Genomic DNA, 14,006 nt, shown 5'->3' with positions numbered 1-14,006 from the left:
TAAAGTGTTGAGTTGATGAAATTTATTGATACTCTCACTCGTTATTATATTAATGTAGAATTAATTTATAAAATAAATAATTATGAATAAAACAGGTTCGAACTTATTGTTCTTGGCTATAGGTGCTGCGTTAGGTGCAGCTGTTGGCTATGTTGCTGCTTCTGACAAAAAGGAAGAATGGCTGAAAGATATAAACAGCCTGGTAGACAAAGTAAAAGGAAATGTAAGAAACGCAGCCGGCAGAGGCAAACATAAACTGGAAGAATTAAGAGACGATGTTGAATAACTCCGAAGAAGAAAAAAGCTTAGGAATCTTAATTGAAGAAATTAAATTAGATTTATTAAGCTATATCAACAGACGTATCCGTTTGTTTAAACTGGATACTTTTGAGAAGATAGGTTTATCTGCCTCCGGTTTGGGATATGGCTTAATAATAATAGCTATTGTTGCTGTTATTTTATTCTTCGGGCTTATTGGTATGGCTTTTTTTCTTGGAGAATTATTCAATAGCTTGGCTGTAGGCTTTGGAATCATGACTCTGTTTTCATTATTTGTTTTATTGCTTGTAGTTCTTTTTCGGAAAAAGATACAACAATCGATATTACAGAATACTATAAGATTTATGCGTAAAATAGATACAAATGATGAAGAGTAGATTGACACCATTAGAAGAACTGCGTCAAGAAAAAGAATTAGTAAGACTTGAATGCAAGAAAGGTGAAGAACGTCTATCCGAGCATTGGGCGTATCTATCAGACAATGCAGGTTCACTGATTTTTCAAAGTACTATAAACTCTGTACTGAGCGTATTTGGATTCGGGGGATCATCCAAAAGTAAAAAACGACAAGAAGAAACCTCAACATCAAGCGGTCTGCTTAGCGGATTAACCGCTTATTACCCCGTAATATGGGAAATTGTGCAGCCAATAATATGGCGGTTTGTAATAAAGAAACTAAAATCGATCTTCTCGGGAAAGAAAAAAAAGGAGAAGGATAAAGATAACGACTAAAATAAAACAGAAACAAGAAAGGAAATTCACCTTTCTTGTTTTTGTTTTTAGACTATTATTGGATATCAAATTATTTATTTACTTTTGATAATCAGTTAATTTAACCTTCGCACTATGGAAAGACGTAAATTCTTTAAGTCATTAGTTATCGGTGGACTAGGTGCAACAGTTTCTCCTATCCTTAAAGCTGCTCCAACCCTCACCTATACCGATGTAAAGCCTGAGACAAATATAAAGGATGCCCTATCTATTCCCAGAACCGGATCTTCTATGCCGGGTAAATATCCGGGTAAAGTAGTCAGAGTCAATCATAGCTTGGCTGTTACTGACGGTAAACCTTCGGAGGAGACCGTTTTTGAGATGCTAAAAGAATCAATTCTGAAACTTACGGGAGAAAGCGATATCAACAAGGCTTGGCTACAATTTGTCGGCAAAGACGACGTAATAGGTCTAAAGGTTAACCCTGTAGCGGGAAAACTATTGACAACATCGCATGCCATTACACAAGCGGTAGTAAAACAACTGAAAGAAGCAGGCATACCCCGAAGCAACATGGTAATATGGGACAGGCGGGAAATGCAACTGCATGAAACAGGATATACAGAAGAAAATTATCCCGGCATTACCATCACAGGTACTGAGTGTGAAGATGCTTCGGGCAGCTACTACAATAGCGAAGGGAAACTATACAGCGAAGAGCGCATTGATAAAGATCATTATTTCTATGCTGATATAGAAGGTGAGTATGACGCTTATACCATGCCTTTTATGGTGAACGGAGGAAAATATTCTTATTTCACGAAGATCTGCACCCAAAAAGTAACAAAAATCATCAATCTCCCTGTATTGAAAAACGCAGGATCATCGGTTACTCTTTGTATGAAAAACCTTGCGTTTGGCTCTATCTCAAATACCGCAAGACTCCATAAGGATTTATGGCACGAGACTTCTGCCTATGTATGTGCCTTCCCGCCGCTGCGAGACAAAGTTGTTTTGAATATTGTGGACGGGTTGATAGGTTGTTTCGAAGGAGGACCTGCAGCGAATCCTCAATTTATATGCAATTACAATACTATTCTGGTGGGAACCGATCCTGTCGCCGTTGACCGCATAGGACATGACATTGTGATAGCAAAAAGGATAGAAGAAGGTATTCAGTCCGAAGATAAACCGGCTGCTCTCAAGTTTATGATTCTGGCAGAGGAACTAAAGCTCGGAGTGGCAGACAAGAATAAAATAGACCTAACAGAAGTAAATCTAGCTTAGATGAAATACTTTTTCTTAACGTTTTTATCATTACTCCCGCTTTTTTCAGTAGGACAAACGTTGTCGGATATCACGATCGAAAAGGAACGTACTTTTGTAGGGACAGGTCTATATGGTTTTATGAATGGAGGCTCCGACTTATATCTCGAATATGGATTCGAAAAACTAACAACGAGAGATATAAAATACAAGGAGGAGAAATATACAATAGATATTTATGAAATGTCGTCTCCCGAAAATGCCTTTGGGATATATTCCTTACATACATTCAAATGTATGAGAGCCGACACCCTTCGTTTTTTCAATTGCTCATCTGCGTACCAATATCAGGCAGCAATTGGGAATAAATATGTTTCAATCGTTTTTCAGTCCGGCTCGAACAAAGCTAAAAGGAATGCCGATGAGCTTCTTTATCTGTACGTAGATACGCTCAATATGAAAAGAATATCTTTACCATTAGAAATGAGGAAAGAGATTCCTTATTCATCGTCTATAAAATACTTAAAAGGAAATCTGTCTATATCAAATGCTCAACCATCGCTTTTGAAATGGATAGAAGACATATCTTTCTCCGATATATGGCTTGCTTCGAAAAGCAATACAGTACTCATTTATCCGACTGATGATAAAAATATGGCGAAGCTAATAGAAAGAGTCCCAAAAGAAAATATACTCAAAATAGAAGATAAGTACGTTTACTTAAAATGTCCGAAGAAAGAGGATAGTAATGACACGGGGGTATTCGGTTTTTAAAATCACAAAAACCTCAAAACTTTATCTATATAGAAAGGGTTTATAATCTGGATACAGAGAAAGTGACAGATAAAAACAGCATAAAAAGTGTTACTTTTGTTACTTTTTCATCAAAACCTGTTCTATGACAACGACAGATACAAATGAGATAAGACATAAAATGAATATATATGGCAGGGAAGGAAAGCCGTTCTTCTTTGCTATCAACTTTGAACAAACAGAAGGTTTATTTATCGATAATCCTTTGTTGCAAACTGATGTTTTATTTCAATTCTGCGGAAAGGGGAATGCTCCTGAAAAAGAGACCATAAAAAAAGTATCTTCATTCAATTACATTCCTACCCCCTATTCTGACTATAAGGAAAAATTTGATATTGTACATAAAGGATTAAAAGAAGGATACTCTTATTTGACCAACCTCACAATAAAAACGCCTGTTTCTTTTGATCTTACTCTCGAAGATATTTTCTTTCAAAGTAACGCTTCCTACAAAGTGCTATATCCAAATAAGTTTGTCTGCTTCTCCCCCGAGCGTTTTGTCAAAATAGTGGGAAAGACTATTTCAACCAATCCCATGAAGGGAACTATAGATGCAAACATCCCCGATGCCGAACAGATAATACTAAGTGACTATAAAGAAACAGCTGAGCATAATACAATAGTAGACCTTCTACGCAACGATCTTAGCATTATAGCTGATAATGTAAGGGTAAACAGATTCAGATATATAGATCGTATCAGGACAAACAAAAACGATATTTTACAGGTCAGCTCAGAGATAACAGGGACGCTACGTGAAGAGAATTATCTTAATTATGGGGATATTATCTTTGGAATGCTTCCTGCAGGGTCTATTTCGGGTGCGCCCAAAGATGCTACAAGAAAAATTATACAAAATGCAGAAAAAGAATCCCGAGGATATTATACAGGAGTATGCGGATATTATGATGGGAATGAATTGGATTCGGCTGTTATAATTCGTTATATAGAAAATGACGGCAACCAATATTATTTTCGCAGTGGAGGGGGTATCACAGCCTATAGCAATTGTGAAGAGGAATATAAAGAAGTTTTAGAAAAAATTTATCTACCAATTGTATGAAGCAATCATTCTCTGAAGTAATAAAAATTTGTAATGGTAAGATCTTCAATCTTCCTGCACATATAGAAAGAATGAACTTTACGTTACAGTCTTTTTTCGGTTCTACTATTCCATTCTCATTAAAGAATGAAGATATTCCTTTAGAATTCCGCGAAGGATTGGTAAAATGCCGTATTGTGTACTCTCTTGACAGTCTGTCGATAGAATATTATCATTATAAATTTCGAGAAATAAACAGCTTAAAGGTCATCCATAATAACTCGATCGATTATTCTTTCAAGTATGCCGATAGAACAGCCTTTGAAAAATTGATGGCGCAGAAAGAAAATTGTGATGATATACTGGTTGTCAAAAATGGATTTGTAACCGATACGTCATTCACGAATGTAGTATTCGAAAGTGATAAAGGCTTATTTACTCCTTCTACATATCTGCTACCGGGCACAAAAAGACAAACACTTTTAAAAGAAAGAGTTATTAAAGAAAAGGTAATTCGGATCGAGGATATTGAAGACTATAGAAAACTGTACTTAATAAACGCAATGATGGATATTACGGATAACATCAGCATACCCATATCAAGGCTAAAGATAGATAGCCTGTAAATTACTTTAGAGTCAAATCTGCATCAATAACAGTTTGAACTCTATTTTTTGTAGAGTCGGTATTTATAGCCGTAATATTACCTTTACAGTTTGTAAAATATACATAATTCCCCATGTCATAGAAACGATAAACTTTACATCCATCATGCTCAAAGAGATATGAGACCTCGTATGTCTTATTATTCTGAGAAGGAGCTTCCACTAGCGGACGGCCTGAATAGCAAGAGTGAAAACTAAACACAAGGATCAAACCAAATAGACTTAGTAATGCTTTCATAATATTTCTATATTAAGTTAATCTTCTTTCTTTGGATACTTCTTTCCAGCAAATATATCATATTTACGGAATTCACATTGTAAAGAGCCATTTACCAGTTGGATTTTCTTAGAAGGCTTCAATCCGATTTTGTCAAAGCACTCTTTCTTATAGCTAAGTATCCATGCCGAATAGCCCATAAATACATGCTTCAACCGCTCACCTATATTTTCATATAAGCCAAATAAATCTTCGGGTTTTATTCTTTCACCATAAGGAGGATTCGTAACCAAAATAGCATTTTCGGATGGAGCCTCTGTATAGTTCTCAAAAGGCATCACTTTCAGATCAATACATTTATCTAATCCGGCACTCTTTACATTCTTCGCAGCAATAGCAATAGCCTCGGATGAGATATCCGAACCATATATTTTATGCTTAAACTCACGTTCTCCGGAGTCATCGTTATATATCGTTTCAAACAAGTCTGCATTGAAGTTTTTCCACTTCTCAAAAGCAAAATTCTGACGATAGATTCCCGGTGGTACATTCATGGCTATCATCGCAGCCTCTATCAGCAGAGTACCCGACCCACACATCGGATCTATAAAGTCAGATCCTCCTCGCCAGCCTGTTTTAAGGATCATTCCCGCAGCCAGCACCTCATTCAAAGGAGCTTCAGTCTGAGCAACTCGATATCCTCTTTTGTGCAAAGACTCTCCCGAACTATCGAACGAAAGGGTACATTTATCATGAGCTACATGAAAGTTAATTAGCAAGTCAGGATTTTCTACATTTACCGAAGGACGTTTCTCTGTCCTTTGCATAAAGTAATCGGCAATAGCATCCTTTACGCGATATGCTACAAATTTGGAGTGTGTAAAGTAGTCCGAAAAGGTTATTGCATCTATAGCGAAGGTACTATCCTCTGTAAGGTGTTCAAACCAGTTCATGGCTTTTACCTTCTTGTATATATCATCAGTAGTCTTTGCCTTAAATTCATAGACAGGACGAAGTATACGAAGAGCAGTACGGCACTGTATGTTAGCTTTATACATTAAAGCAAGGTCGCCTTCGAAAGAAACCATACGCTTGCCTATCTCGAGATTGTTTGCACCTAAGCCTATTAATTCTTCGGCCAACACATCTTCTAGTCCCGCCATTGTTTTGGCGATCATTTTAAACTCTCTTTTTATCATCCTTTATAATTTCAACTTCTTAGATTTTCCTTTCGATTCGTTATGGAAAGCATCTACAGCCGTTACAACATATTTATATTCTTTAGCTCCTCCTTCATAGGGGAGTACTATACTTTTCTGTCTTGTGATAGAAACAATATTCTGAGCATTCTCCAAATTTTCCTTTTCTCCTTTTGCAAAACGATAAACAACATAATATTGAGCCGTCTCCGGATCATATTTATCAGACTTTGCATCCCATTGCAATGTATGAGTAGTTGCAGTAAACGACTCTTTCAAGTTGCTCACCTTTTTGGGCTGCTTCTTGTACATGTGGGTATATGCAGGGATAAGAGCAGGATATTTATGATAATTAGATTGCAAACGGCTAGCTATTCCCTTATAGTTGTCCAATAGTTCATAAGCAGGCCAGAAACAATTTCCATGCACTGTGGTAAAACTGCGAGACAGAAGCATCTTCTCTGCCAACTGATTGTCTCCCGAAGGCTGAGTTGTTGCATCCATTGTTCTCTTTATATCCTGACCAATATAGAGAGGTTGTCCGAAATTATTATTCGCCCACCATTCTATCAATGTCTTATAGTCTGCTGCAGTATGTCCTATTTCCCAATATATTTGAGGCATATTATAATCTATCCAGCCATTTTTCACCCAGAGCTTAACGTCAGCATACAAATCGTCATAGTTTTGCAATCCACTGGTATTACTTCCCGAACCATCCGAAGTACTTCTCTTATTCCTATATATTCCAAAAGGGCTGATACCAAATCTCACCCATGGCTTTGTAGTCTGTATGGTATGCTTCACATCTTGTATCAACAGATTCACATTGTTGCGACGCCAGTCTGCTCGCTGATTCTGAGAGAAGCCTTGCGGTCTACCATATGTATTGAAGCTGTTATCATCAGGGAAAGATTGCCCTGCAACAGGATAAGGGTAGAAATAATCGTCCATGTGAATAGCATCCACATCATAGCGCATGACTATATCCTTAACTACATCACAAATAAATTGTCGGTTGGCAGGAATACCCGGATCAAAGTATATTTTATTATCATATTTCACAAAACGTTCAGGATATTTATGATAAATATGATTTTTGGAAAACACATCACTAGTTCCTGACGATACCCGGTAAGGATTCAACCAGGCATGTAATTCCATATTTCGCTTATGACACTCATCTACAAGAAAGGCTAACGGGTCAAAACCTCCATCGGGAGCTTTTCCTTGTATTCCCGTAAGGAAAGCACTCCAAGGTTCGAGATCCGATTTGTAAAAAGCATCGGCATAGGGACGAGCCTGAAATATAACAGCATTGATACCATCTGCTTGCATTTGATCTAATATATTTGTAAAGTATGCTTTCATCTGAGATGAATTCATTGTCTTATATCTCGATTGCCAAGCAGTACTCAACCATGCACCCCTAAACTCCCTTTTGGGATGGGATATATCGGAGAATTTCACACGTTGTTTCTGAGAACCGCAAGATGATAATAAAATTATAGTAATTGTTAGTATAGAAAAAAGAAGGGCTTTGTTCTTGTACATTGTAACATTATTTAATTATGCATCTGCAAAAATAGGAATAATAACTAGAATAAATACTTTACTTTTGTCTATATCAAACGAAATTACAGTGAAATATCTATTATTTTATGTGCTTCTTTTTATTTCATCCTGTTCTATTGCCAAGGAGCCATTAAGAATCGGAGTAATTACAGATACCCACTATCTGTCGGAACAATTGATGGAAGAAGGGCAAGCCTTAAATGATTATATAGCTTCCAGTGGTAAGAATATCAAGGATGTACCACAAGTTCTGGATCAAGTGCTAAATGAGTATCTTAACAGTGATATACAAATACTACTTATTTGCGGCGATATTACCAAAGACGGAGAAAAGTTAAGCCATCTTGACTTCCTAAAAAAGCTAAAACCCCTACAAGATAAGGGAGTCAAAATATATGTTATCCCCGGCAACCATGATGTTAATATGCCAAATGCTTCGGAGTATAAGGGAGACAAGAAATTACCTGTAGCAAACATATCTCCCGATGACTTTGCCTCGATCTACAAAGACTGTGGCTATGGAAGTGCTCTGAAAAGGGATAACAATTCATTAAGCTATGTCGCCTCCCTCGATGATCAAACATGGCTTCTCGCCATAGATGCAGCCAGATATAGAGAGTATACAACCGGCAGCATAACAGCCGGAAAGATCTCTCCCGATTCCGAAAAATGGATACTTGAGATTTTAAGAGAAGCCAAACAAAAGAATAAGCAAGTGATAGGTATGATGCACTGGGGCTTTGCAGAGCATATCATGTATCAGTCTTCATTCTTCAAAGACTACCTCGTAGAGGATTACCTAAGATTAGCAAACCTGTTTGCAGACAATGGCATAAAAGCAATCTTTACAGGGCACTTTCATTCGAATGACATCACAGCCTTTACCTCCGACAAAGGGAATGTGATATATGATATAGAAACCGGGACTTTATCAGCCTATCCATTCTCTTATCGTTTTGTGGAGCTGGATGCTAACGGCATGAAGATAAAGACTGAAAATGTAACATCAATCCCCGGCAATCCCTATCTGGCCGAAGAAGATAAACAGCGAATGCTTAAATTATCTACCACCCTTGCCAAAGGTAAGATCAACAAACTAGGATATAATCTTTCGGAAGAAACATACGATCTCTTTGCTGATATAATAGGACAAATATTTATCAAACATGCTTATGGAGACGAAAAGGTTGACAAATCCTTAAAGGAGTCTCTTGAAAAACTATCTGAAACAATGGATATCCCTATGAATACAAATGAGATAGAGTTGGATTTTCCTCCTGAAGACAATAACCTGTATATTAAGTTTTAGAAATGTTAGAACTATCATTATACCCTGACCTTATAGAAGCCGGATGTGACGAAGCCGGAAGAGGATGTCTGGCGGGAGCTGTATTTGCAGCGGCTGTTATATTACCCAAAGACTTTATCTGTGAAAAGCTAAACGACTCAAAACAACTGACCGAAAAAGAAAGGTATGCATTACGTCCTCTTATCGAAGAGCAAGCTCTGGCTTGGGCCATCGGTATTGTAAATCAGAAAGAGATAGATGAGATCAACATACTGAATGCCTCGTTTCTTGCCATGCAACGAGCTGTAGCAAGCCTAAAGACACGTCCACAACATTTATTAATTGACGGTAATCGCTTCCGCAAATACGAAGATATACCACACACGTGTGTTGTAAAAGGAGATGGCAAGCTATTGCCTATTGCTGCGGCATCGGTATTAGCTAAAACATACAGAGACGACTACATGCTCAATTTACATAGAGAGCATCCGCTATATGATTGGGATCACAACAAAGGCTACCCAACAAAAAAACATCGTGAAGCAATAGAGAAATATGGTGTCACGCCTTATCACAGGTTAACATTCAATTTAACTGACAAGCAGTTGAAGTTAGACTTCTGATTATTGAGGCTTAGATATCTTAATGCCTACTTTCTCTATACCCCTCAAGGTCTGATCTCGCATGCCGTGTTCTATCTTGATACGGTAGTTTCGCTTTTCCTTAAAGGTGATTTCTCCGAATGGAAGAGAAGATTGATACAATGTGCCAAACCCTGATCCCTGCCATTTTCCAAGTTTATCTGCTAGTAAGAATTCTTTAGAAGTATCAACGAACACAGAGTCAGCATCAATATTTGACTGAACAAAAAACCAGATATTCTGATAAGGATAACTCACGCTATTGGTAACCTCTATTGTAAGATTATAAGGCCTATTCAGTTCGAAAAGCGTAGAATCTATATCAAACACAAGCGTATCGTTTTGTGCCCATGCCTCATCCTTTAGTTCATGAAAATGATAGTATATCTCCTGCTTGTCACAGGAGATATTTATAAGGATTAGCAACATAGCACATAACGCAAAAAAAACTTTATGCATCAGGCTTCTTCTGTTCCGAATTTCCATTGCGGTTCGATCTGTTTCTGTTGTGTCTGTTTTTATTTTTATTCCGATTCGGGTTTGGATTCGAATTGGGATTCGGATTGGGGTTACCCTGAGAATTAGCTTCAGCTTGTTGTTGCGGCCTGTTATTATTTCCTGCCTGAACTTTATTTATTTGAGGCTTACTATTCGGCTGATTATTGGCCGGCTGTCCATTTCCCTGTTTCGGGTTTTCTCCCTTATTGTTTTTTACAAACTTCTTTTTCTTATTATTACGGTTATTGCCATTTCCATTATCATCAAAGCGATTGATATTTTCTTGCAATATATCATGTGATGTTGGCTTCTCTGTTTGCTCTTGAGATTCCATAGCCAGATGTAGAGGCCTGTCTCCTCTCTTATTCATCCTCATCACATCAAAAACCCTGTCTTTAGGTAAAGAAATAAGGTTTGCCGCAAAATTCTTATCTGTGGAATACGTCATTGTTCCCGAAAGTATATCTGTCTTGAAATGATAATAAGACGAATCTTTTGTTTCGAGGATTACTTCGCGCGATGGCAATTTTCGCTGAGCCTCCACGTAAGTATCTACTTCAAAATTGAGACAACATTTGAGCTTGCCACATTGCCCCGCCAATTTCTGAGGATTGAGTGGAATATCTTGCAATCGAGCGGCTGATGTAGATACCGAGATAAAGTTAGACATCGAGCTGGAACAACAAAGTTCTCGCCCACAAGGACCAATACCTCCAACTCTACCGGCTTCCTGACGTGCTCCAATCTGCTTCATCTCTATTTTCACACGAAACTCGGAAGCATATACTTTTATCAACTGACGAAAGTCGACACGCTCGTCTGCTATATAATAAAAAATAGCCTTGTTACCATCCCCTTGATATTCCACATCACTGATCTTCATAGCAAGCTTGAGCTCTTCGGCTATCTCTCTGGAACGAAGCATTGTTTTATGTTCTTTCGATTTAGCTTCTTCCCATTTCTCTATATCGTTTTGTTTCGCTATGCGGTAAATGCGCTTAGTTTCTCCACGATAGTTATTCTTTAACATTTGAAGTTTCACCAGTTTACCTGTAAGCGTCACTTCTCCGATATCGTGTCCCGGTGTGGCTTCTACCGCAACAATATCTCCTCTGAATAGTTCTATATTATTACTATTGAGATAATAGCCTTTACGTGTATTCTTGAATTGAACCTCAACCATCTGCGATTCGCCCGGTATCTCCGGAAGATCTTCAAGCCAATTGTAAACTTCCAATTTATTAGTACCGCTGCAACATCCGCCTTTTTTAGACTGACAACCGCCTCCCGATTGGCAACTACAGCCGCCTCCCGACTGACAGCCGCAACCTCCACCGGATTGGCTGCCACATGTTTTCGTTACCGCCTGCTTCTGCGATTCGCTAGTAGCGACTGTAACAAGTGCCTTTCGATTTGCCTTGGCACAAGTACACCCTATCGGAGTTTTGCAAGTGCCCTGACAGTCCATGGCAGGATTAAATGTATTTTGATTTGAATCCATTGTTATTCATTTTAATTAATTAAGACAAAGCCCCTTTTCTAGCTTTGTGGGTTTATATTTATTGTTTAATCAGCATTGTTATTTTCAAACAAAGATCGAAAAACACCATCTTGGCGTTTACATTTTGTTCTATATGTCTTTCTGCCAAAGCCAGTTCATCCATAAAACCTACAATATTACGTTCGTTGATAAACGGCGCAAAGCGTATTCCAAAATTAGCCTCATCCTGAGCCAAATAAGTAATTTCGGGCTGATGCAAGTTACTTACAAAATATTCGCGAACCATCCGCTGACTATATATCAGGAAGCTTTTTTGATTCTCCCGTCCTATTGCTGCGAGTTCATTACCGATAGTCTTTATTTCCTTTATGTTACGAGCATAAGAAGCTCTCATCATCTGCACAAACAGATTGAAAAAGAACTTATGTTCTTCGTTTAGGCTGATCGTTTCCACAGCCTTCAAGTAACTACCTTTCGATAAATGGGCAACATTAGCCGCATCATCGGGTAAAATATTATATTCAGATTCAAGCGCCTGCACAATATCACTTTCGGCTACACCATGCACATTGATACGCTGACAACGAGACTGAATAGTTGTTATAATATTATCCGGCGTATCGGATACAAGCAGAAATATGGTATTATCTGTCGGTTCTTCTATAATCTTCAACAACTTATTTGCACAAGACTCATGCATCTTTTCGGGAAGCCAGATGATCATTATCTTATATTTGGCTTCATATATACGAAGGCTCAACTTACGCAGAATCTCCTCGCTTTCCTTCGCATAAATAAGCCCTTGAGAGTTTTCGGCATCTATATGATCTAACCACTGGGTAAGGTTAAAATAATAGTTGTGTTGCTTTACAAATTCTCTCCAATCGGCTATATAATCATCACAAACCTCTTTTTTCTTCGCCGCTTTCTTTACGATAGGGAAAACAAAGTGAAGGTCGGGATGAGTTAAATGAGCATATTTGACGCAAGATGCACATTTTCCGCACGAATCGTTATCCGTCGGATTTTCACAGTTAAGATATTGGGCGTAAGCCAACGCTAAAGGGAATTTACCGACTCCCTCAGGTCCGCAAAAAAGCTGAGCATGGGGAATAAGCCCCTTCCTTGCCGATGTAACAAGCCTCTCTTTTACTTCACTCTGCCCTACAATATCTTTAAAAAACATTCTTTTTCAGTTATCAGTCACACATCAAAAGTAACAAACCTTTAGAAACATAAAAAATTAATATTCAAATATTTATTTTCAAAAGGTGACAAAAGTGACAGAATAAACGTCTATTTTGTTGTTACTTTATTGTTACCTTTTTTATAAGAACACTCTTATATAGAGATAAATTCTAGTAAATCTCTTTAGCAATACGTCTTACACTCTCCGTTGCAAGCAAAGAATAAAAGTGTATACTAGGAACTCCATATTCAATAAGCTCCTTAGACTGCTTAATACCCCACTCTATCCCAACTTCTTTTGCGTCGTCATCGGTCTTACATTTTCTTAGTTCAACGGCTAACTCCTCGGGTATGCTCGAACGGAATATTCTTGGCAATACTTCCAGCTGGCTCATCAAAACAATAGGCTTCACACCCGGTATGATAGGCTGCGTAATTCCTGCTTCTCTACACTTTTCTACAAATGAGAAATATTTCTGATTATCAAAAAACATTTGAGTGACAAAATATTCTGCACCATTGTCTGCTTTTTGCTTCATATAGAAAATATCGGATTCTGCGCTGACCGCATCTTCATGAACCTCAGGATAACATGCCATCCCGTAAGAAAAAGGAGTCGCATTTTTTTCGAATAAGCTTCCATCTGCCGCAATACCTTCATTGAAGTTATTCACCTGTAGCTGAAGGTCTGTCGCATATTCATTTCGGTTAGGATATATCTGCTCTGGCGCAAGTCGCTTTGTATCGCCTCTAAGCAATAGCAGGTTTTGCACATGCAAGAAGTTGAGATCGATAAGCGCATATTCAGTTTCCTCCTGAGAGAAGCCTTTGCATATCATGTGCGGAACAGCTGTCACATTGTATTTGTGCTGAATAGAAGCCGCAATAGCCACAGAACCGGGACGCTTGCGTATATTCACCCTTTTTACTGTACCATCGGGCATTTGCTGATCGAGGTACTCGCTATGGTGAGTTGTTATATTAATATACTGAGGATCAAACTCAATTAACTTATCTATTATATTGTATACCTTCTCTATATTGTTCCCCTTCAATGGAGGAAGAATTTCGAAAGAGAAAGCAGTTTTATCACTTTTATTGATTAATTCTGTAATAGTCATAT

General features: G+C 38.0%; 15 protein-coding genes and 1 pseudogene. 9 read left to right on the top strand and 7 right to left on the bottom strand.

The genetic code is table 11. The annotated features are described in order from the left end of the window. Window positions 1-82: 82 nt before the first annotated feature. From HMPREF9456_RS15575 to HMPREF9456_RS15545, 7 genes are all read left to right on the top strand, one after another. Window positions 83-286 (top strand): hypothetical protein, encoded by a 204-nt coding sequence (locus tag HMPREF9456_RS15575; protein ID WP_006844524.1) that lies wholly within the window; start codon window positions 83-85, stop codon window positions 284-286. Then, window positions 276-656 (top strand): phage holin family protein, encoded by a 381-nt coding sequence (locus tag HMPREF9456_RS15570; RefSeq protein WP_006844523.1) that lies wholly within the window; start codon window positions 276-278, stop codon window positions 654-656. Before HMPREF9456_RS15575 ends, HMPREF9456_RS15570 begins: the two co-directional genes overlap by 11 nt. Further along, window positions 643-1,011 carry a hypothetical protein gene (locus HMPREF9456_RS15565; protein ID WP_006844522.1) on the top strand — a complete coding sequence of 123 codons (369 nt, stop codon included), beginning with the start codon at window positions 643-645 and terminating at the stop codon, window positions 1,009-1,011. The genes HMPREF9456_RS15570 and HMPREF9456_RS15565 overlap by 14 nt, the downstream gene beginning before the upstream one ends. Before the next feature lie 114 nt (window positions 1,012-1,125). Next, entirely contained in the window at window positions 1,126-2,277 is a 1,152-nt protein-coding gene (locus HMPREF9456_RS15560; RefSeq protein WP_006844521.1) for a DUF362 domain-containing protein, read from the top strand. Further along, on the top strand, window positions 2,278-3,030 hold the full coding sequence (locus HMPREF9456_RS15555) for a DUF6599 family protein (protein ID WP_006844520.1): 753 nt from the start codon (window positions 2,278-2,280) through the stop codon (window positions 3,028-3,030). A gap of 124 nt (window positions 3,031-3,154) precedes the next feature. Continuing rightward, on the top strand, window positions 3,155-4,132 hold the full coding sequence (locus tag HMPREF9456_RS15550) for an aminodeoxychorismate synthase component I (RefSeq protein WP_006844519.1): 978 nt from the start codon (window positions 3,155-3,157) through the stop codon (window positions 4,130-4,132). Continuing rightward, window positions 4,129-4,737 (top strand): aminotransferase class IV, encoded by a 609-nt coding sequence (locus HMPREF9456_RS15545; protein ID WP_006844518.1) that lies wholly within the window; start codon window positions 4,129-4,131, stop codon window positions 4,735-4,737. Before HMPREF9456_RS15550 ends, HMPREF9456_RS15545 begins: the two co-directional genes overlap by 4 nt. A 1-nt stretch (window position 4,738) precedes the next feature. On the opposite strand, the gene HMPREF9456_RS15540 is transcribed toward HMPREF9456_RS15545, so the two are convergent. The 3 genes and pseudogenes from HMPREF9456_RS15540 to HMPREF9456_RS15530 form a co-directional block, all read right to left on the bottom strand. Further along, window positions 4,739-5,014: a DUF4884 domain-containing protein gene (locus HMPREF9456_RS15540; RefSeq protein ID WP_006844517.1), complete on the bottom strand. Its 276-nt coding sequence runs from the start codon at window positions 5,012-5,014 to the stop codon at window positions 4,739-4,741. Between the two features lie 44 nt (window positions 5,015-5,058). Next, window positions 5,059-6,171: pseudogene (locus HMPREF9456_RS15535) on the bottom strand (THUMP domain-containing class I SAM-dependent RNA methyltransferase); the annotation flags it as partial. Between the two features lie 24 nt (window positions 6,172-6,195). Beyond that, on the bottom strand, window positions 6,196-7,746 hold the full coding sequence (locus HMPREF9456_RS15530) for a glycoside hydrolase family 10-like protein (RefSeq protein WP_006844515.1): 1,551 nt from the start codon (window positions 7,744-7,746) through the stop codon (window positions 6,196-6,198). Between the two features lie 88 nt (window positions 7,747-7,834). On the opposite strand from HMPREF9456_RS15530, the gene HMPREF9456_RS15525 reads away from it, so the two are divergent. Both HMPREF9456_RS15525 and HMPREF9456_RS15520 read left to right on the top strand, forming a co-directional pair. Continuing rightward, window positions 7,835-9,076, top strand: a complete 1,242-nt coding sequence (locus HMPREF9456_RS15525; protein WP_147591773.1) for a metallophosphoesterase family protein — start codon at window positions 7,835-7,837, stop codon at window positions 9,074-9,076. Window positions 9,077-9,078: 2 nt separating this feature from the next. Continuing rightward, entirely contained in the window at window positions 9,079-9,678 is a 600-nt protein-coding gene (locus tag HMPREF9456_RS15520; protein WP_006844513.1) for a ribonuclease HII, read from the top strand. On the opposite strand, the gene HMPREF9456_RS15515 is transcribed toward HMPREF9456_RS15520, so the two are convergent. The 4 genes from HMPREF9456_RS15515 to HMPREF9456_RS15500 all read right to left on the bottom strand — a co-directional run bounded on the left by HMPREF9456_RS15515 (window position 9,679) and on the right by HMPREF9456_RS15500 (window position 14,004). Next, the gene (locus HMPREF9456_RS15515; protein ID WP_245531038.1) at window positions 9,679-10,155 is read right to left on the bottom strand and encodes a gliding motility lipoprotein GldH; all 477 of its coding nucleotides are present in this window, start codon (window positions 10,153-10,155) and stop codon (window positions 9,679-9,681) included. Beyond that, window positions 10,148-11,695, bottom strand: coding sequence for a PSP1 domain-containing protein (locus HMPREF9456_RS15510; RefSeq protein ID WP_006844511.1), 1,548 nt, complete (start codon window positions 11,693-11,695; stop codon window positions 10,148-10,150). The genes HMPREF9456_RS15515 and HMPREF9456_RS15510 overlap by 8 nt, the downstream gene beginning before the upstream one ends. Before the next feature lie 58 nt (window positions 11,696-11,753). Next, entirely contained in the window at window positions 11,754-12,881 is a 1,128-nt protein-coding gene (gene holB / locus HMPREF9456_RS15505; RefSeq protein ID WP_006844510.1) for a DNA polymerase III subunit delta', read from the bottom strand. Window positions 12,882-13,053: 172 nt separating this feature from the next. Next, window positions 13,054-14,004: a methylenetetrahydrofolate reductase gene (locus HMPREF9456_RS15500; RefSeq protein WP_006844509.1), complete on the bottom strand. Its 951-nt coding sequence runs from the start codon at window positions 14,002-14,004 to the stop codon at window positions 13,054-13,056. Window positions 14,005-14,006 lie beyond the last annotated feature (2 nt).

Source organism: Dysgonomonas mossii DSM 22836, from assembly GCF_000213575.1.
Taxonomy (GTDB): domain Bacteria; phylum Bacteroidota; class Bacteroidia; order Bacteroidales; family Dysgonomonadaceae; genus Dysgonomonas; species Dysgonomonas mossii.
The sequence above is the reverse complement of the archived record's forward strand: the minus strand, read 5'-3'. Positions and strand labels throughout refer to the sequence as shown.